General features: G+C 40.4%; 13 protein-coding genes and 1 pseudogene. 11 read left to right on the forward strand and 3 right to left on the reverse strand.

The window, feature by feature from the left end; all coding sequences use genetic code 11:
* Positions 1 to 3 precede the first annotated feature (3 nt).
* Positions 4 to 3,507, reverse strand: coding sequence for a PAS domain-containing protein (locus tag AACU32_RS25290; RefSeq protein WP_096603939.1), 3,504 nt, complete (start codon positions 3,505 to 3,507; stop codon positions 4 to 6).
* A 260-nt stretch (positions 3,508 to 3,767) separates the two neighbouring features.
* Between AACU32_RS25290 and AACU32_RS25295 the strand changes: the two genes are divergently transcribed.
* Complete coding sequence (locus AACU32_RS25295; protein WP_096603940.1) at positions 3,768 to 4,166, forward strand: IS1/IS1595 family N-terminal zinc-binding domain-containing protein; 399 nt, start codon at positions 3,768 to 3,770, stop codon at positions 4,164 to 4,166.
* Between the two features lie 389 nt (positions 4,167 to 4,555).
* Positions 4,556 to 5,251, forward strand: a complete 696-nt coding sequence (locus AACU32_RS25300; RefSeq protein ID WP_096603941.1) for an ATP-dependent Zn protease — start codon at positions 4,556 to 4,558, stop codon at positions 5,249 to 5,251.
* Positions 5,252 to 5,354: 103 nt separating this feature from the next.
* Here AACU32_RS25300 and AACU32_RS25305 read toward each other — a convergent pair whose 3' ends face one another.
* Both AACU32_RS25305 and AACU32_RS25310 read right to left on the reverse strand, forming a co-directional pair.
* Complete coding sequence (locus AACU32_RS25305) at positions 5,355 to 6,380, reverse strand: GGDEF domain-containing protein (protein ID WP_096603942.1); 1,026 nt, start codon at positions 6,378 to 6,380, stop codon at positions 5,355 to 5,357.
* Positions 6,381 to 7,159: 779 nt separating this feature from the next.
* Positions 7,160 to 7,357, reverse strand: coding sequence for a cation transporter (locus AACU32_RS25310; protein WP_096603943.1), 198 nt, complete (start codon positions 7,355 to 7,357; stop codon positions 7,160 to 7,162).
* A 441-nt stretch (positions 7,358 to 7,798) separates the two neighbouring features.
* On the opposite strand from AACU32_RS25310, the gene alaS reads away from it, so the two are divergent.
* The 9 genes and pseudogenes from alaS (at position 7,799) to AACU32_RS25355 (ending at position 17,963) form a co-directional block, all read left to right on the forward strand.
* Positions 7,799 to 10,441, forward strand: a complete 2,643-nt coding sequence (alaS, locus tag AACU32_RS25315; protein ID WP_096603944.1) for an alanine--tRNA ligase — start codon at positions 7,799 to 7,801, stop codon at positions 10,439 to 10,441.
* Between the two features lie 117 nt (positions 10,442 to 10,558).
* Positions 10,559 to 10,756: pseudogene (locus tag AACU32_RS25320) on the forward strand (ISAzo13 family transposase); the annotation flags it as partial.
* 111 nt (positions 10,757 to 10,867) lie between these two features.
* Entirely contained in the window at positions 10,868 to 11,671 is an 804-nt protein-coding gene (locus AACU32_RS25325) for a hypothetical protein (RefSeq protein WP_096603945.1), read from the forward strand.
* 105 nt (positions 11,672 to 11,776) lie between these two features.
* Complete coding sequence (locus AACU32_RS25330) at positions 11,777 to 12,175, forward strand: hypothetical protein (protein WP_096603946.1); 399 nt, start codon at positions 11,777 to 11,779, stop codon at positions 12,173 to 12,175.
* A 258-nt stretch (positions 12,176 to 12,433) separates the two neighbouring features.
* Entirely contained in the window at positions 12,434 to 13,021 is a 588-nt protein-coding gene (locus AACU32_RS25335; RefSeq protein WP_096603947.1) for a Panacea domain-containing protein, read from the forward strand.
* Complete coding sequence (locus AACU32_RS25340; RefSeq protein ID WP_096603948.1) at positions 12,993 to 13,370, forward strand: hypothetical protein; 378 nt, start codon at positions 12,993 to 12,995, stop codon at positions 13,368 to 13,370. The genes AACU32_RS25335 and AACU32_RS25340 overlap by 29 nt, the downstream gene beginning before the upstream one ends.
* A gap of 157 nt (positions 13,371 to 13,527) precedes the next feature.
* Entirely contained in the window at positions 13,528 to 14,382 is an 855-nt protein-coding gene (locus AACU32_RS25345) for an Rpn family recombination-promoting nuclease/putative transposase (RefSeq protein ID WP_096603949.1), read from the forward strand.
* A gap of 119 nt (positions 14,383 to 14,501) precedes the next feature.
* The gene (locus tag AACU32_RS25350; RefSeq protein ID WP_096603950.1) at positions 14,502 to 14,702 is read left to right on the forward strand and encodes a type II toxin-antitoxin system Phd/YefM family antitoxin; all 201 of its coding nucleotides are present in this window, start codon (positions 14,502 to 14,504) and stop codon (positions 14,700 to 14,702) included.
* 105 nt (positions 14,703 to 14,807) lie between these two features.
* Entirely contained in the window at positions 14,808 to 17,963 is a 3,156-nt protein-coding gene (locus tag AACU32_RS25355; protein ID WP_096603951.1) for a CHAT domain-containing protein, read from the forward strand.
* Positions 17,964 to 18,120 lie beyond the last annotated feature (157 nt).

Below are 18,120 nucleotides of genomic sequence, written 5' to 3' on the forward strand. Positions count from 1 at the left end.
AATTTATGCCCGGTTTTTGCTAAAAGTAATTTTAAATTCTGTTCCCTGTTGCGAGTGGATTTCGATGCATCCCTTTAATTGTTTCACTAAACCGTAAACAAGGGTGATTCCCAATGTTTTAGTTTGGTTGCGTTCAAAGTCTGTTGGTAGACCAACTCCATTATCTCGAACAATGAGTATCAAATTATGTTGCTTGTCTAAAGAAAATTTAACTTCTTGATATAAATGTAATTGGATTTTTCCAGGACGATTATCAGGGAAGGCGTATTTTAAAGCATTAGAAACTAGTTCATTAATAATTAAGCCACAAGGAATTGCGGTTTCAATATCCAAGCTCACATTCTCAACTTGAATATTCAGTTGTACAGAGTCAGATCTAATATTATAGGAATCAAATAAATGAGTTGTTAAATCTGGCAGATACTCGGCAAAATCAATATTTGCTAAATCTTCAGAGCGGTAGAGTTTTTCATGCACCAGAGCAATCGAGGCGATGCGGTTTTGACTATCACGCAGAATTGCGATTGCTTGAGAATCTTGTGTCCGTCTGCACTGCATCTGTAGCAAACTGCTAACAATCCCTAAGTTGTTCTTGACACGATGGTGAATTTCTTTGAGTAATACTTCCTTTTCTGTGAGAGAGGCTTTGATTTTTTCTTCGGCTTGTTTGTGTTCGGTGATATCTTGTTGCACAGCTACAAGCACGGTTCCATATTCTGGATGTTCAAAAACAGATGCAGTGGCGCGACTCCAGAAGGGAGTACCATCTTTTTTCACATTATGAACTTCATAGGTAGCTTCACCATCTTGCAAGATGGCAGATCTAATAGCTTGATTGACTTCTTCAGCTGTGATATGTTCATTTGCATAGTTGACAATCGATACATGCTGACCGATTAATTCACCAGTTTCATAACCAAACATCTGCTCGAATTTTGGGTTGGCATAAACCATAATTCCATCGCTAGCTCGCACTAAGCAAATTCCCTCTGCCATGTTGCGAGTGATGACTGCTTGAAGTTCTAATATATGTTCAGCGTGTTTGCGATCGCTAATATTCACACTATTACCCACAATGCGGTAAATACGTGAATTTTCGTCTATTAAAGGGGTGAGGCTGGTAACCCACCAGGTTTCTTTGCCGTTAAAAGGTAAGCATTCCTCATAGGTAATACTTTCTCTGGCGGTAATGCAATCTTGATAATGCTGTCGGATAGCTGCTACTACTGTAGGAGGAAATATCTGCTCCAAGGTTTTACCTGGCAATTCCTGGGAACTTAAGCCTGAGATTCTTTCGCCAGTAGGGTTCAAATTAACAAGGCGAAAATCATTATCTACAACATCTACCACAAAAATTGCTTGTCCGACTCCGTTATAGATACTGCGTAAAAAGGTTTCTTTTTCTTGCAGTGCTTGTTCTGCTAGTTTGCGTAAGCGAAGCTCTTCGTAGACATCGCTAATATCAATCATCACACCCAGCATTCTGACAGGTTCGCCTGCTTCGTTGTAAATCGCGCGTCCTTTACCAGTTATCCAGCGAACCCTGCCATCAGGATAAACTATCCGGTATTCAGCCTCAAAATTGGTATGTTCTCTCAGTGCTTTGAATACAGCCTGTTCTACTCTGTCAATATCTTCTGGATGGACACAATTGCGCCATAGTTGATAATCCATTTCTGATTTTCTTGGCTCTAACCCCATTAAGCGAAAAGTGTTGTCGTTCCAGATGACTTCTCCTGTTTGCAAATTCCAGTCCCAGGCACCGATATGGTTAAATTCTAAAGTTAGCCGCAGTTGTTCTTCATTCTGGCGTAGAGTTTCCTCAGTATGTTTGAAGTTGGTGACATCGACTACCAATCCATCCCAAGCGACGCGACCATCTTCTAAATAGCGTGGCGTAGAACGAAAATGCAACCATTTAAATTGACCGCTAGGGGTGCGGAAGCGTAGTTGAATGTCAAATACGGATAGATTCGCCCTAGACTCATCGGCAGCAGCTTGGAACCGGGGTATATCCTCTGGGAGCAACTGGCTATACAATAGACTTGAATCTCTCAGTGCATCTTCTACCTTAATTTCCATCAGCCTTTCAAATCCAGCACTCAGATAAGAAAAGCAATTGCTACCATCAAGTTCGCGGGTTACTTTATAAATTGCGCCATTGGGTAAGTTATCCCCAATCCGGCGTAACATAGCTTCACGTTCTTGCAAGGCGAGTTCTGCTTGTTTGCGTAAGTGCAGTTCGTCGTAGACATCGCTAACATCTCCCAGGGAACCAACCAAGCGCACGGGATTTCCCTGCTCATCCCAGACAGCCTTGGCGCGAGAGCGAAACCACCCGTAGCTTCCATCTTGACGGCGAAGACGATACTCAACATGATAATCTGGGACTTGCCGTTGTAGGTACGCTTGTTGAGCGGCAATTACCGCTTCGTAATCATCAGGATGTATGCGAATGTGCCACTCATCATCTGTATTGCTCAATTGTTCCCGTTCATAACCCAACATCTCAAACCAACGAGCAGAGCGAAAAGTTTGATTGGTAATGATATTCCAATCCCAAATAGCTTCATTAGTACCTGCGATCGCTAAATGCCAGCGTTCTTCACTCTCACGGAGTGCTTCTTCAATTTGTTTGCGATCCGTAATATCAGTACTAGTAGCTGTGACAATCCAGCAGTTTGCTGCTGCGTCATACCGGGAGGTGTAAGTACCTGATATCCAGCGAAGGGAACCATCTGTGTGCTGAAATCGGTATTCTACTGTTACCGTGCGTTCAGCAAAAATATCATCAAACAGCGGCATAATCACCGTTTCTCTATCTTCTGGATGCACCCGCGACATCCACAAGTATTTATCTCTCGAAATTTCCTGTGGTGTATAACCAAAAACCGCTTCACAGCCTACAGAGTGATAATCATACTCCCAATCACGATTGGGGAATACGCGAAAACTCACAATTGCAGTAGCGATCGCGCTATCAACAATATCATTGATTCTCGCTTGTGATGCTTGATAACTAGCTTCCTTTTGTACCAGTAAATCACTCATATGCTGCCTTTGCGCCACTTCTTGTGCCAAGGCTGCTGTTAGTCTCTCCATCACTTCCAGGCAAGTGACAACACTGATAACTTTCCCGCGACTATCAAGTATGGGTAAATGGCTAATATCATGCTGGCTAAATATTTGCACAACAGGAGGCAGATCCTCTGCATCCGTCTGGCTCAAAGTAATTACAGGTTGAGTCATGAATTCGCCAACCGTTACCTGTGTCAGTGCCGTTCGATTGGCTAAAACATCTAGTTCTTCCTGCTTCGTAAACATCACCTGAAATAAGTTTTTTTCAGTGAAAATACCCACTAATTTTTCTGATTCTAAAATCAACGCACAGCTTGTCCCGGCTTGATTCATTTGATGGATAACATCAAGCACTGGCATATTTTTTTTGACTACTAGGACAAGGGTTTGACCTTTTTGATTCACCAGAGGTAGTTCAGGAATATCCATCTGATTCATTCCTTCCTGTATACAAGAGGCTGAAATTCCAAGTCAAATATTTTGCCAAAATTACTGCTTCTTCAGATTTTCCTCATAATTATGCTTTAGTCTTTGCTGTTAGAGTGAGATGCTCGGCTGGCATGAACCTCTGAGCTTTTACTATTGCTATTACTTAGCTACTCTCACTTTTGTCTTAGAAAAGCAGAATAGCAATTAGTTCAACAAAAAGATAGATAACGTATCAATTCTTTTACAAGGTAAACAAATTTATGACAGCAGTTCAGTTGGGAACCAAGAAAGTCGATAATAGCTTAATGATGCGCTATCAGAGCATGAGTTTACTAAACCAAAATCACAGCAATTTTTCTAAGCAGACAAACAATTGTCCTCTATGTGGTTATGAGCGCATTCGTAAACATGGCAAGACCAGTAAAGGTAGTCAACGCTTTTTCTGCCCAGGTTGTCGGCAAACTTTTAGTGAAACGTTAAATACGCTTTATTACCGTCGGCAAGTAAATAAGGAAGATATACAAATTGTTCTGCAATCTTATGCAGAAGGAATGAGTTTCAGAGGTATAAGTCGTATTAGTGGATTAGCTTACAATACCGTAGTCAGAATTATTCAGGCTGCTAACAAAAAGGCGAATTCATCTGATTCGGAGGATTAAGTGGGGAATAAGGACTAGTACCGCAGGGCGAAAGTCACACATTCAAAAGTCACGCCTTCAAAAGGATTGTTTTCGGAATTTTTCCGCCATGTAAAATGGTACGTTTATTTACGCCGTGCTGTACTAGAGATTAGAGACTAGGAGATGAGGGAGATGTGGGGAGTGTGCCCAATGCCCAATACTTCCACGTCTGGTGTGTCCGCTACGCGCTAAGTCTTGGCGCAGCCTCTCCAACAGGAGAAACTATGCCAGGGGCTTTACGCTCAGTACAAGTGCCCAATACCCAAAAACTCCACCCACGGATCGGAGTTTTTCATAATTTATCCTTCAGATCACTGGCAGATTGGCTAATAATGAAGAAAGATTAAGTTGCATTGAGCAAACTTGCCATGAGCCAGACTGCCCTGAATTTGATTGCAATATCTATCTTTCTGATGACTCTATCGGTGTTGTTGGGGCCATTAGTGAACATTTCACCGACAATACCCGCAATTGCTACCTTCACTATTTTGGGAATAGCTACCCTGGACAGTTTCAGCTTTCAAGGAAAGGGAGGTTCTCTGATTTTAGATTGGATTGCGGGCTTCAAGAGCGAACACCGCGATCGCATTATCCACCATGAAGCAGGTCATTTTCTGGTTGCCCATCTTTTAGGTATTCCTGTAACCGGCTACACTCTCAGTGCGTGGGAAGCTTGGAAACAGGGGCAACCAGGGCAAGGTGGTGTGAGCTTTGATGATGGCGAATTAGCATCTGGGTTGGAAGTAGGCAAAATTAGCGTACAACTTTTAGATCGCTACTGTACTGTTTGGATGGCTGGGATTGCTGCCGAAAATTTGGTGTTCCAAAATGCTGAAGGCGGATCTGATGATCGCCGCAAGCTAGCAGAGGTATTGACAAAATTAGGTTTTTATAATGTTAGTTTTCAACAAAAACAGCGTTTACATGCTCTACAAGCCAAAACCCTGCTACAAGAAAATTGGTCAAGTTACCAAGCTTTAGTAGAAGCCATGCAGCAACGTGCCTCAGTGGTAGAGTGTAAAAATGCGATTGAGAACCAAGGGTCAATAGTCAATAGTCAATAGTCAATAGTCATTGGTCATTGGTCATTGGTCATTGGTCAATAGTTCCCTCATCTCCCCACACTCCCTCATCCTCCTCATCCTCCTCATCTCCCCCAATCCCCTGTCAGGAAGAAGCAGCTTTGAGATAGGGGACATCAGAGAAGTCATAAGAACCAATGACTTTATTTCTGCCAGTAGCTTTAGCTTCTAGTAGACATTGATCGGCACGATGCAATAGGCTGATACCTTGCTCATCATCATCGTTTTGCAGGGAAGCTGTACCTAAACTAATGGTGACGTTAATAGTCTGATGGTTGTTGATCGCAAATGGTTGTTCGCTAACTATGCGATTCAAACGGCGGGCGACAATCAATGCTTCTTCACCAGTAGTATTGCTGAGAAGAATGACAAATTCTTCGCCACCATAGCGGAAAGGTGTATCTTGAAAGCGTAAATTATGTTTTAAACGAATACACAGCAACTGTAAAAGGCGATCGCCTACTAAATGCCCGTAGGTATCATTAACTTTTTTAAAGTAATCTACATCTAAAATAATTAAACTAAAAGGCAACGTCTGTTCGCGGGCTTTTTGAATTTGTCTAGGTAAGTCCCATTCCAATGCACGGCGATTATTGAGTTCTGTCAAGGAATCAGCTAAAGCGATCGCTGACAGTAAATCATTTGTTCGCATTAAATCGCGATATTTTTTCGCTTTCCGCAAACCAACTGTTAATTGTGCCAGGATCAGGCGATGATTAGCAGTTAACTCTGCCAATGTATAGTCTCTTTTTCCTTCAGGCAGTTGCCAAATATAAGCGTCTGCTCCTTGTTTTAAAGCTGAGGAAGTCATCTCTAATTCCCACTCCCAGCCATATTTATCTCTATCAGTTATCTGCTGAGAACGATCTTCCAAAAGAATGCAGTATATCCAAGATAACTTTGCTTGGTCTTTCAACCAACTGCACAGTTCCATACTGCCCTCACGGCTAGCCTGCACCACCATAATGTCTGGTGGTGATTTTTGAATATAAGAAATTGCCTGCTCCAGATCGCCAATAACTTCTACACTAAAAGTTGTTGCATAACGGATCTGATCTGGAAGCGTGGAGATAAATTTATGACTTCCAAAGACCAGAATAGAAATGTTCATTGCTTTGTTTGCTGCCCTATTACAACTTTAAAAATACGACCTTGTCAAACTGCTGTTCTTACTTAATTAATACTGAAATATCAGTACTTTTGGTTAGGGAATCTTACCCTATAGTTAATTGTTTTACTTCTAAATCTAAAATTTATTTGCAATTTTTATCTCCTTTTAAGGATTTACCTCAGCTATCGTCACTCGTTAACCAACTTCTGAACCTACTTTCTGCTTTTCTGTATTTTTTTTAAAACAGTAAAAATACTGAATATTCCTCCTGGATACAAAATTATTTATGTATTTTCCTGGTATAGGACATCGGGAATAACTATGACATTAATTAGTTTCTAATAACCAGCATATATTAGAGAACAATTTTTACTTAACTTGAATATTTAAAACTTTCTAAAGTTTATATTTCACCGTAAAAACCGATGCCTTTACTAAAGATATATAATTCTATCTCCCTTAAAATACGGAACTAAGAAGAATATCTTTTGCTCGCTTATCAACATATTCTCAGAGATGTACAGCAAGTAATAAGCTATCGGATCGAGCCTTGGCAAACATAAGTATTGTGGTTCTCTTTTATTCGCTAGCTATTCATAAAATATTCAATAAGACTTCAGTAATTATACATAAATTATCACCAAAAGCCTTGGCTAAAGACAAAATTCTTTTATCTAAATACGTGATTGTCTCCCCCCCGTTGGGGGGGAGACAATGAAAAAAACTTATGTGAATTTAACTAATTCTCAATCTAACTTTTGAGCCAGGTTAGGCAATTATCAATACCCGGCAATTTTGTAACCAGCAGCAACAATTATCTGTTTAATGGATTCCTCGGAGGCTGCGGATTCTACGCTGACAGTTTTAGCTTCGACATCCACATTCACCTTTGCATCGGGTTCCATTACATGAATGGAGCTGGTAATTTTTGCTGCATCTTCACTAGCAATGTTTGGTACATTCAGTTTTAGTGCCATTATAGACCTCAAGAAAAAAAATTTAATTTATTCTTAATGATTAATCTTATCGTTAGCGATCGCATTGATCATCTTACCGAGGTTAGGTGAGGTAATAGGTCTAGGGGCTAGGGGCTAGGGATGAGGGGGATGAGGGAGCAGGGGAGCAGGGGAGCAGGGGGGGACAAGGGAGACAGGGGGGACAAGGGAGACAAGGGAGATAAGGGAGATCAATACCCCATGCCCAATGCCCAATACCCCATGCCCAATTTTCAATAATAAAATAGGAATTGATTTCTACGCCTGGTGTACTAAAGGCGAACTCGGAAGCAAAAAAACCAGTAGTACACATCCCCCGCTTTCTAGGCGTGGGGAATGTTAATGCGGCATACTTTGTGTGTAAAGAAGTAACGATCCTCTGTCGGCCTTCCCAAGTTTATTGAGATTAATTTTGTAAAACCCATGTCTTCTAATCCCCAAAACATCAGCGGTAACGAAATTCGCAGCTTATTCCTGAACTTCTTTGCCGAACGAGGACACCAGATTCTCCCTAGCGCTTCTCTTGTACCTGAAGACCCAACGGTGCTGCTGACGATCGCGGGGATGCTACCATTTAAACCGATATTCTTAGGGCAACGCACACCGGAATTTAACCGCGCTACCACATCCCAAAAGTGCATCCGTACTAACGACATTGAAAACGTTGGACGCACCAAACGCCATCACACGTTTTTTGAGATGTTGGGTAACTTCAGCTTTGGTGATTATTTTAAAGAACAAGCGATCGCCTGGGGATGGGAAATTTCTACCCAAGTCTTTGGTTTTTCTGCCAACAACCTTGTCGTCAGCGTATTTGAGGAAGACGACGAAGCTTTTGCAATTTGGCGCGATCAAATTGGTGTTCCCGCAGCCAGAATCAAGCGCATGGGTGCAGATGATAACTTTTGGGTATCTGGCCCGACTGGCCCCTGTGGCCCTTGTTCTGAGATATACTATGACTTTCACCCCGAACGGGGCGATGAGAACATTGATTTAGAAGACGATTCCCGATTTATCGAGTTCTACAATCTCGTCTTCATGCAATACAATCGGGATGCAGAAGGGAATTTAACACCACTGCAAAATAAGAACATCGATACGGGCATGGGTTTGGAAAGAATGGCGCAAATCCTGCAAAAAGTCCCGAATAATTACGAAACTGATTTAATTTTCCCCATTATCCAAACAGCAGCCCAAATTGCGGGAATTGATTACCACAGCAGCGACGAGAAAACCAAAATCTCGCTGAAAGTCATTGGCGATCACGTTCGTTCTGTCGTCCACATGATTGCTGATGAAATTCGCGCCTCCAACGTGGGAAGGGGTTATGTGTTGCGGCGATTAATTCGGCGGGTAGTGCGTCACGGGCGATTAATTGGTATTGCTGGGGAATTTACTACCCAAGTTGCCGAAACTGCGATCGCTCTTTCAGAATCAGCATACCCCAATGTGCGGCAACGAGAAGCAGCAATTAAAGCGGAACTGCAACGGGAAGAAACCAATTTCCTGCGCACTCTTGACAGAGGCGAAAAACTGCTGGAGGAAATTATCCAACAGGTGAAACAGCAAGGGAAAACCTCAATTAGTGGTGAAAGTGCGTTTACGCTGTACGATACCTACGGATTCCCCCTAGAACTGACGCAAGAAGTCGCAGAGGAAAACAACCTCACAGTTGATGAAGCGGGATTCAATGTCGAAATGCAAAAACAGGTGGAACGTGCCAAAGCTGCCCATGAAACCATCGATTTAACTGTGCAGGGTTCCCTGGATAAACTTGCAGAACATATCCACGCCACCGAATTCTTAGGCTATACCCAACCAGCAGCGACAGGAAAAATTGAAGTCTTGCTAGTAGCTGGTGTGGCTCAAGAAGAAGCAGAAGCCGGCACAGATGTACAAATCGTCCTCGACAAAACGCCATTCTATGCCGAATCTGGGGGGCAAATAGGCGATCGCGGTTATATCTCTGGCGATGGCGTTGTCATTCGCGTTGATGACGTGAAAAAAGAATCTGATTTCTTTATTCACTTCGGACGCATCGAACGCGGTACAATCCGAGTAGGAGATACTGTAACTGCACAAATCGACAGCGCTTGTCGTCGTCGTCTGCAAGCTAACCATACCGCAACCCACCTGTTACAAGCGGCGTTAAAGAAAATTGTCGATGAAGGCATATCCCAAGCAGGTTCTTTAGTTTCCTTTGACAGATTGCGCTTTGACTTCAACTGTCCCCGTGCTTTAACAGCAGAAGAAGTCCAGCAAATTGAGGAACAGGTAAATACTTGGATTGCAGAGGCACACTCAGCCAAAGTCGAAATATTACCTTTAGCAGAAGCCAAAGCCAGAGGTGCTGTTGCCATGTTTGGCGAAAAATATGGTGAAGAAGTCCGCGTGATTGACTTTCCTAGCGTATCAATGGAACTTTGCGGTGGGACTCATGTCAGTAATACTGCGGAGATTGGCGTATTTAAGATTATTTCCGAGGCTGGCGTGGCTTCTGGGGTGCGGCGGATTGAAGCTGTTTCCGGCCCAGCAATACTAGATTATCTCAATGTCCGGGATAAAGTAGTCAAAGATTTGAGCGATCGCTTTAAAGTCAAACCAGAAGAACTACCAGAGAGAATCACAACTCTGCAAAATGAACTGAGAACCAGCCAAAAACAACTGGATGTATTGAAAGGACAATTAGCGATCGCTAAATCTGACAGCTTGCTGCAAACAGCGGAATCTGTAGGTGATTATAAAATCATCGTCGCCCAATTAGATGATGTCGATCCCGAATCCTTGAAAACCGCAGCCGAACGCTTATTACAAAAAATCGGTAACGGTGCGGTGGTGCTGGGTTCAGTTCCCGAAGCTGATAAAGTCAGCTTAGTAGCAGCCTTTAGTGCAGAGGTGAACAAGAAAGGTTTGCAAGCAGGTAAATTTGTCGGTGCTGTTGCCAAAATTTGCGGCGGTGGCGGTGGTGGAAGACCGAATTTAGCCCAAGCCGGCGGACGCGATGCGAGTAAGTTACCAGAAGCTTTAGAACAGGCGCTGAGTGATTTAAAATCCGCGTTGGGTTAATTGTATCTTGTTGTGGGGCAGGCATCTTGTCTGCCCTACTATAAATTGCTAAGAGAACTCCACAGAATAATTGATCCTATGATAAAAGAAAGATAATTTCAGTGTGCAGCCTACCTCATATCTCCAAAATCTATCATTGAACTTACTGAGAACCTAAAATCTCTTTACATCAAAACAGTGAAAAAACTCAAGGGAAGCGATCGAAGACAATTCATGGCAGAAGTGATCAAAGGTTTGGGAATAGGTGGACAAACTTTAGTAGAAAGGGAGTTGGGATGGAATAGACGCACCATCCGGAAAGGGATGCAAGAGTTATGGATTAACTAATTCGGGATTTTAGTTAATGTAGTTCATTTATACTACTGATTGAAGTGCGGAATGTGGGATAAATAAATCTAGATATACAAAAGAGAGTTAACTAATTAAATGACAAATAAATTAGAAGAGGTTTTTGGAGTAAGCAGTAAACTTGTTCTTTCTTATGTAGAGAGAGATGAAGTTGATAATAGGTTCGTTGAAGCACTGAAGTCTCAAAAACAAATTATTGTTTATGGATCTTCAAAGCAAGGCAAGACAGCATTAGTTTCTAAATATGTTAGTTATGACAAGAATTTAGTTGTTAGCCTTAGTCCTAAAACTAAAATATTAGATATTTACTCAAGTATTCTGAGGCAAGCAGGTGTAGCTATACAAAATAACTATAGTGAATCTACAACTAGAGAAGCAACTTTAGGATTAGTCGGAAAGGTTAAAGCTATCTTCCCTGTTTTTGGAAGTAGTGAATTGGAAGGAAAAAACGAGTTAAAATCTAATGTAAACAAAGATTATGAATATGAAGAAATCCCTTTCAATCTTTCTCTTCCTCAAGATATCTCTGAGATTTTGAAAAAAATAAGATTTAATCAGCTTATTATTCTTGAAAATTTTCATTATCTTGACGATGATATTCAAAAAGAATTTGCGTATGATCTGAGATCCTTTCAAGAAATGGGTATTCGCTTTATAATCTTAGGTGTATGGAGAGAAAAAAATAAGATGGTTCAATTTAATGGAGATTTACTAGATAGAATTGAAGAAATTCCGGTTGAGCCTTGGCTTGAAGAAGACTTTATCAGGGTAGCTAAAAAAGGAGCAGATAAACTCGAAATTAGTTTTTCTAAAAAAATATTAAATGAATGTCATGAGCTTTCATTTAAAAGTATAGGAGTACTTCAAGAGATTTTAAAATAAATCTGTATTAGTGCAAAAATTTTAGAAAAACAAAAATCTTTAACTCATGTATCTCGTAATCCTCATCTTCAAAATGCTGTCAGTAAAAAAGCAGAAGATTACCTAGTGCGACATCAGAGAGCACTTGAGGCAATTGCATCAGGTAATTCTAATTCTTCTACAGTATCTCAAGGAGGATTACTTCCTCTTTTTCTTCCTTATTACCTAATTAAAGTGATTTTAGAGTCAGGATATGATGGTTTGGCTAATGGAATGAAAAGATCCGTTTTACAAACTAAAATTCAAGATATACATCATAGACCAAATGATGTTCGAGCTTCTGATATGAGTAATTTACTTTATAGCCTTGCAAAACTACAAAATAGTAAAAATATATCACCACCAATTATTGATTATGATCGGAATACAAAGTACTTGGAAATAGTAGATTCTACTTTTTATTTTTTCCTTAAAAATGCTGACTTATCAGAAATTCTTCAAGAATTACCAAGTCCCTTAGACTAGCTGCGGTATTGTCTGAGTTTGCTAGCCATTGCTACCAATTGGTTTAACATCGCCTCCTTACTCAATGTGCGATTCGTTTGGCTTTGCAAATGTAAATATGCAAGCTGTATATATTTTATTTTAAATTCACATTCAGTTTTGTGATGTTTGCGAAGCGCGATCACTATCTTCATAGTATTTATGTACTAAAAAACTCAACTTCAGTTATAATAATATATATAAGTTCCCATAAAAGCTTGCTAATTGCACAGATGAGTTATGATTGATTGCCTCAATGTAGCTCGCTACTTTATCGTCAAAGCTTATGAGGATGGTATAGAAGCTGAAATGACCAATATGAAGGTGCAAAAGCTACTATATTATTCACAAAGCTTGCATTTGGCACTGTATGATGAGCCATTATTTGATGAAGAAATCCAAGCTTGGCGATATGGCCCGGTTTGTCCACCTGCGTACAGATTTTATAGTGAATTTGAAGCCAATCAGTTACCTGTTCCTAGTAAAGATTTTTTATTACAAATTTCTGATGAACAGAAAAAACTTTTAGAAGAGATTTGGGAATATTTTGGAGGCTATCATGCATATCGATTGAGCGATATGACTCATGGAGAATTTCCCTGGAAAAAGGCTCGCAAGGGTTTAGCACCTCAAGCCAGTTCAACTGAGCCAATTCGCCTTGAGGATATGAAAGCTTTGGGTTATCAAAAGCTTGACATCATCGAGAGAGAAAACCCAGCTTATGAATCTGTAATGTCTAAAGCTGTAGAGGAAGCTATTAATTCGGAATCCTCAACTCGTGTTTGTAAAGGAGAAGTGCGTGACTGGCTCAAATCCCTTCTCGATTGAGGAATCTGATAATTTTAGGCGTTCTTTTAAGAAACTTGCAAAAGCTTTGGGAAGCGATTTTGTTGAGCTTCTGGCGGAAGTTTTAGAAAGTTTAATTGATGATCCATATCCGATAAATTCCCGGAATGAACCTTTACCAGCAAAGATTCAGTTACCTGAAGGATGGACATTTAACAAACTAGAGTTAAAAGCTGGTAAAGGTGCTTCTGGACAAGTCAGATTGATGTACTTGGTGAATACGATTGATTGTGTAATCAAACTAGTATGGATTTATAATCATGAGCAGTTTGCGAAACGTCCAGCGGAAAAAGACTTGAAGAGTATTATCAAAGAAATCTTAGAGTTTTAATTTCCAGCCAACTGCGATCGCATCATGCATAAAAAAAGGGATAATACTCTCAATCGCTTTTGAAAAATATTGAGACATCCACCTGGATTACGAAAGGCTGAAGATATTCATCTTCTCTTGGCTTAACCAGGAACATGAAGAATTACATAAACTCATCATGCGACGAGATACTATTTTTTACAAATTATTTAAGCAATTTCCTGGCTTGTTGTTTGAATTAGTAGAGCAACCACCGCTAGAAGCAGACAGTTATCAGTTTGAATCTGTGGAAGTAAAAGAAACAGCATTCCGAATTGATGGAGTGTTTTTACCTCCAGCTAATGCAGCTTCTCAAGTAGTATTTTTTGCCGAAGTGCAGTTTCAAAAAGACGAAGATTTATATTTTCGCTTCTTTTCAGAATTATCCTTATTTCTGCACCGCCACCCCATCCGTTATGATGACTGGTTGGGAGTGATAATTTTTGGCTCTCGCAACCTAGAACCGTCAAATTTAAGGATTCATCGGTCTTTATTAGCGGGTGATCAAATTCGTCGAGTTTATCTAGATGAATTGGGGGATGTACAGCAGCAACCATTAGGATTAGGGTTGATGTTGCTGACGATTAAAGAAGGAACAGAAGCCATAGACACAGCTAGGTTTCTACTGGAACAAGCACAGGAACAATCAGAAATAGCGATAATAGATTTAATCACAACTATTATTGTTTACAAATTTACCAACCTAAGTCGAGAGGAGATTATAGCTATGCTGGGACTGGATTTGGAAGAACCAAGGGCTTTGCGAGAAGCGAAAGAAGAAGGGAGAGAAGAAGGGAGAGAGGAAGGTCGAAAACAAGAAGGTATATCCCTAGTTATTAGACTGTTAAATCGACGTTTGGGTGGAATTCCTGAGCAGTATTTGTCACAGATTCAAGAGTTGTCTTTATCACAAATTGAGGCTTTGGGTGAGGATTTGTTGGATTTTTCCACTGTAGCGGATTTGGAAAGATGGTTACAGTCTAATCTAGCTTGAAAACAGGGGCTAGGGGCTAGTGTTTCTTTAATCACTGCCCTTACAGCATTTTTTTTTGCTAATTAGGTCTTAATTGCATTAGAGACTGTATCTATCTATTAATACAGCGAAAAATTTCAATGCAAAAAGTCACAGTTGATGAAATCCAGCAAGACCTATTCAAGTACCTCAATCAAGTTGAGGCTGGTAAAAGCTTTATCATTATGCAAGAAGGTAAAGCAATTGCGGAACTAAAACCTATTCAAAATCGTAACAAGCAACAGCGACCATTTGGTTTATGTGCAGGAGAATTTTCTGTCCCTGATGATTTTGATATTTAACAGCAGAATTATTCCCAACGGCGCAAATCGCGACATTTTGCATAAGCTCTCAATCATGAGATATATATCTCAGTAAACCTAAAGCAGACAATCTGCACTGTAGCTATGCGTCGTCGTCATCGCCCAATCGCCTCTAGTCTCCAAAGCCTGACTGTTGCTTCTTTGGCACTTTACCTGACATTTCCCTTGGGAACATTCATCGCACCATTGAGAATATCGCAGGTATTGGCGCAAAGTTCAAGCGATCGCCAAGCCGAAGCAGATACGCTACTCAAACAGGGTGAAGACTTACTCGATCGCAATCAATCGCAAGCAGCGTTACAAGCTTTCGAGCAAGCATTGACAATTTATCGTCAAATCAAAAATCGACTGGGAGAAGGAAGAACGCTCAAGGGTATTGGGAATGTTTACTATGATTTGGGTGATTACAAAAAAGCAATTACCTACCAACAACAAGCTTTAGACATTGCGCAAGCTATCAACGATCGCGATTTAGCAGCCAGAGCGTTGAATAATCTCGGTAGTAATCATAGAGCTTTAGGTAATTTTCCGCAAGCGATCGCATATTATAAACAAGCATTAGCGCTCGCGCGCCAAATCCAGAATCTTGAAAGAGAAGCCAACACCCTGGAAAATCTCGGTTATGTCTACTTTACTGTTGACCTTCCCCAGGCGATTGATTTTTTAGAACAAGCTTTGGTAGTGCTACGCAAACAGTCTGGTGGTTCTCCAGATATTCAGCTACGTTTACGCAAACAGGAAACCGACATTCTCATCGCCTTAGCTAGGGATTATTATCTCCTAGGTGTTTACAAAGGTGTAGTTGAGAGTCAAGTACCCGGTGGAGCTTTCGATAAAGCCATTGGGATTTATCAACAAGCAGTAACTATTGCGAAACAAACAGGCGAACGCCCTCAACTTGCAGAAGCACTCTTGGGACTTGGTAATATGTACAATGTCAAAAGTAAGTACACCGAAGCTGTGGAAAACCTCCAGCAAGCTTTGCAGATTTTCCAAACCGATAAAAAATCACCGATTAAACTTCGCAACACTTTATCTGTGTTGGGTGAAGTTTATAAAAGTTTGCGTCAACCAGAGCAAGCATTGACATATTATCAACAAGCTCTCAGCATTGCCAAAACAATCAAGGCTAGCTCTCTTATGGATAATCTGGAAAAAGATAAAGAGCAAGCATTACTAATAGTAAATATTGCTAACATTTATTCTGATACAGGTAAATATGAAAAAGCAATACAATTTTATCAAGATGCCTTAGTAATTTTACAATCAACCCTCAAACTAGCTGAACAAATTAATGATTCTGGTAACAAGTTTTTGGTTGATTTAGCCAAGCCACAACTAAACCAGGCAATTAAAATTAGTTATGTCAGAATGTGTGTTGCTTATAAAGCCTTGGGTCAATCGGAAGAAGCAAAACAGGCTTGTGCGCAAACTACTCCTAAAGCTATAAAAAGACAGAAGGCACAGGAAAGCACCTACAATCTTAAAAGTCTCACTTCTGCAAATAAATCTTCTCGTCCTAGTAAAAGTTCTCCAGAATTACAAGCAGCTTTCCAGAAATTAAAAGAGGCGCAATCATTAGGTAAACCGGAAATGATAGCCTATGCTTACGCTGAGATTGCTGATGCTTATGCTAATTTACAAGAAAGCGATCGCGCTTGGGAATACTATCAAAAAGCTATTGAATTAGCTCAAGAATATCCCCAATTTCAGCAATATATATATTTTAAAGTAGGGGGATTTTACGAAAAGCAGCAAAAATATGATTTAGCCATCGATTTTTACAAAAAAGCTGCATTATCTGCCAGGAAATCTCAGCAAAAATTTGATGAAGCCCTGATGTTTAATCAGCTGGGAATTACTAGCTATACAGCAGGTAAGCTACCAGAAGCAACTGAGGCTTTATATGAGGCGATTAAAGTTTATGAAAGTCTCCGCATAGACCTCACAGATAAAAGTCAAATTTCAATTTTTGAAACCCAATCTCAAACCTATAGTTTATTACAGAAAATTCTCATTGCACAAAACAAATATAACGAAGCTTTAGAAATTGCTGAACGCAGTCGCGCTAGAGCATTTGTGAATTTATTAACTTCACGCCTCTCAGAACAAAAGAGTCGTCAATTAACTGCTGATTTACCCAGAATTGAGAAAATTAAAAAAATTGCTCTTGAGCAAAATGCTACAATTGTAGAATATTCTCTGATTAATTCTCCCAATCAGAGGGAAATCTCAGAAATATATATTTGGGTAATCAAGCCTCAGGGTGAAATCACTTTTAAGCAAGTCAGCCTCAAATCTCTAAATAAACCTTTAGCAGATATCATTAACAAAAGCCGTGTTTCTCTTGGTGCAGGCGGAAGGGGAATTATAGTAGAACCTACTGATGAACCTCTGCAACAACAATACTTACAAGAACTATATCAAATACTCATTAATCCGATTGCTTCATTGCTGCCAAATAACCCCAATGAGCGCGTGATTTTCATTCCGCACCAATCGCTTTTTTTAGTACCTTTTCCCGCCTTGCAAGCCAAAAATGATAAATATTTAATTGAAAAACATACTATTCTAACTGCGCCAGCAATTCAAGTTTTAGAACTGACACGTCAACAAAGACAAAAAGTCAAAGGTAAAGATGTGTTAGTGATTGGTAATCCTACCATGCCAAAAGTCGGTTCTCCACCTGTGCAATTACAACAATTATCGGGTGCAGAAACAGAAGCTGTAACAATTGCCAATTTGCTGAAAACTAAAGCGATTACTGGTGAAGAAGCGACAAAAACGGCTTTCAAACAAAAGTTATCCTCTGCGAGAATTATTCATTTAGCAACGCATGGATTACTCGACGATCCTAGTAAAGGTATCAAAACTGCGATCGCACTTGCACCTGCTGCGAATGATGACGGTCTGCTTACCCCGGCGGAAATCGTTAATTTACCCATCAATGCTGAACTGGTAGTTTTGAGTGCTTGCGACACTGGTAGAGGCGCAATTACTGGTGATGGCGTAATTGGTTTATCCCGTTCTTTAATTACCGCTGGTGCTACCAGTGTAATTGTCTCCTTGTGGTCTGTTCCTGATTCACCCACATCAGAATTAATGACTGAATTTTATCAACAATGGCAGCAAAATCCTGATAAAGCTGTTGCATTGCGCAACGCCATGTTGAACACCATGAAAAAACACTCTCATCCAGTTAATTGGGCTGCATTTACCTTGATTGGGGAAGCAAATTGAGGGGGATGAGGGCGCAGGGGAATGTGGGGAGTTTTCTTACCAATGCCCTTCGCCACAAGCCCAATGACAAAGCGCAAAGTCTGAGCGGAGGTTTCCTCCGATCAGAACTTTGTAAGAATGACTATTGACAAATGACTATTGACTATTGACAAAACCT

It is taken from the genome of Calothrix sp. NIES-2100 (assembly GCF_963875285.1).
GTDB lineage: Bacteria > Cyanobacteriota > Cyanobacteriia > Cyanobacteriales > Nostocaceae > Aulosira.

Coding starts and splice junctions, on each gene's coding strand:
- AACU32_RS25290 (WP_096603939.1), bottom strand. CDS start 3,507: ATGGATATTCCTGAACTACCTCTGGTGAATCAAAAAGGTCAAACCCTT.
- AACU32_RS25295 (WP_096603940.1), top strand. CDS start 3,768: ATGACAGCAGTTCAGTTGGGAACCAAGAAAGTCGATAATAGCTTAATG.
- AACU32_RS25300 (WP_096603941.1), top strand. CDS start 4,556: ATGAGCCAGACTGCCCTGAATTTGATTGCAATATCTATCTTTCTGATG.
- AACU32_RS25305 (WP_096603942.1), bottom strand. CDS start 6,380: ATGAACATTTCTATTCTGGTCTTTGGAAGTCATAAATTTATCTCCACG.
- AACU32_RS25310 (WP_096603943.1), bottom strand. CDS start 7,357: ATGGCACTAAAACTGAATGTACCAAACATTGCTAGTGAAGATGCAGCA.
- alaS (WP_096603944.1), top strand. CDS start 7,799: ATGTCTTCTAATCCCCAAAACATCAGCGGTAACGAAATTCGCAGCTTA.
- AACU32_RS25325 (WP_096603945.1), top strand. CDS start 10,868: ATGACAAATAAATTAGAAGAGGTTTTTGGAGTAAGCAGTAAACTTGTT.
- AACU32_RS25335 (WP_096603947.1), top strand. CDS start 12,434: ATGATTGATTGCCTCAATGTAGCTCGCTACTTTATCGTCAAAGCTTAT.
- AACU32_RS25345 (WP_096603949.1), top strand. CDS start 13,528: ATGCGACGAGATACTATTTTTTACAAATTATTTAAGCAATTTCCTGGC.
- AACU32_RS25350 (WP_096603950.1), top strand. CDS start 14,502: ATGCAAAAAGTCACAGTTGATGAAATCCAGCAAGACCTATTCAAGTAC.
- AACU32_RS25355 (WP_096603951.1), top strand. CDS start 14,808: ATGCGTCGTCGTCATCGCCCAATCGCCTCTAGTCTCCAAAGCCTGACT.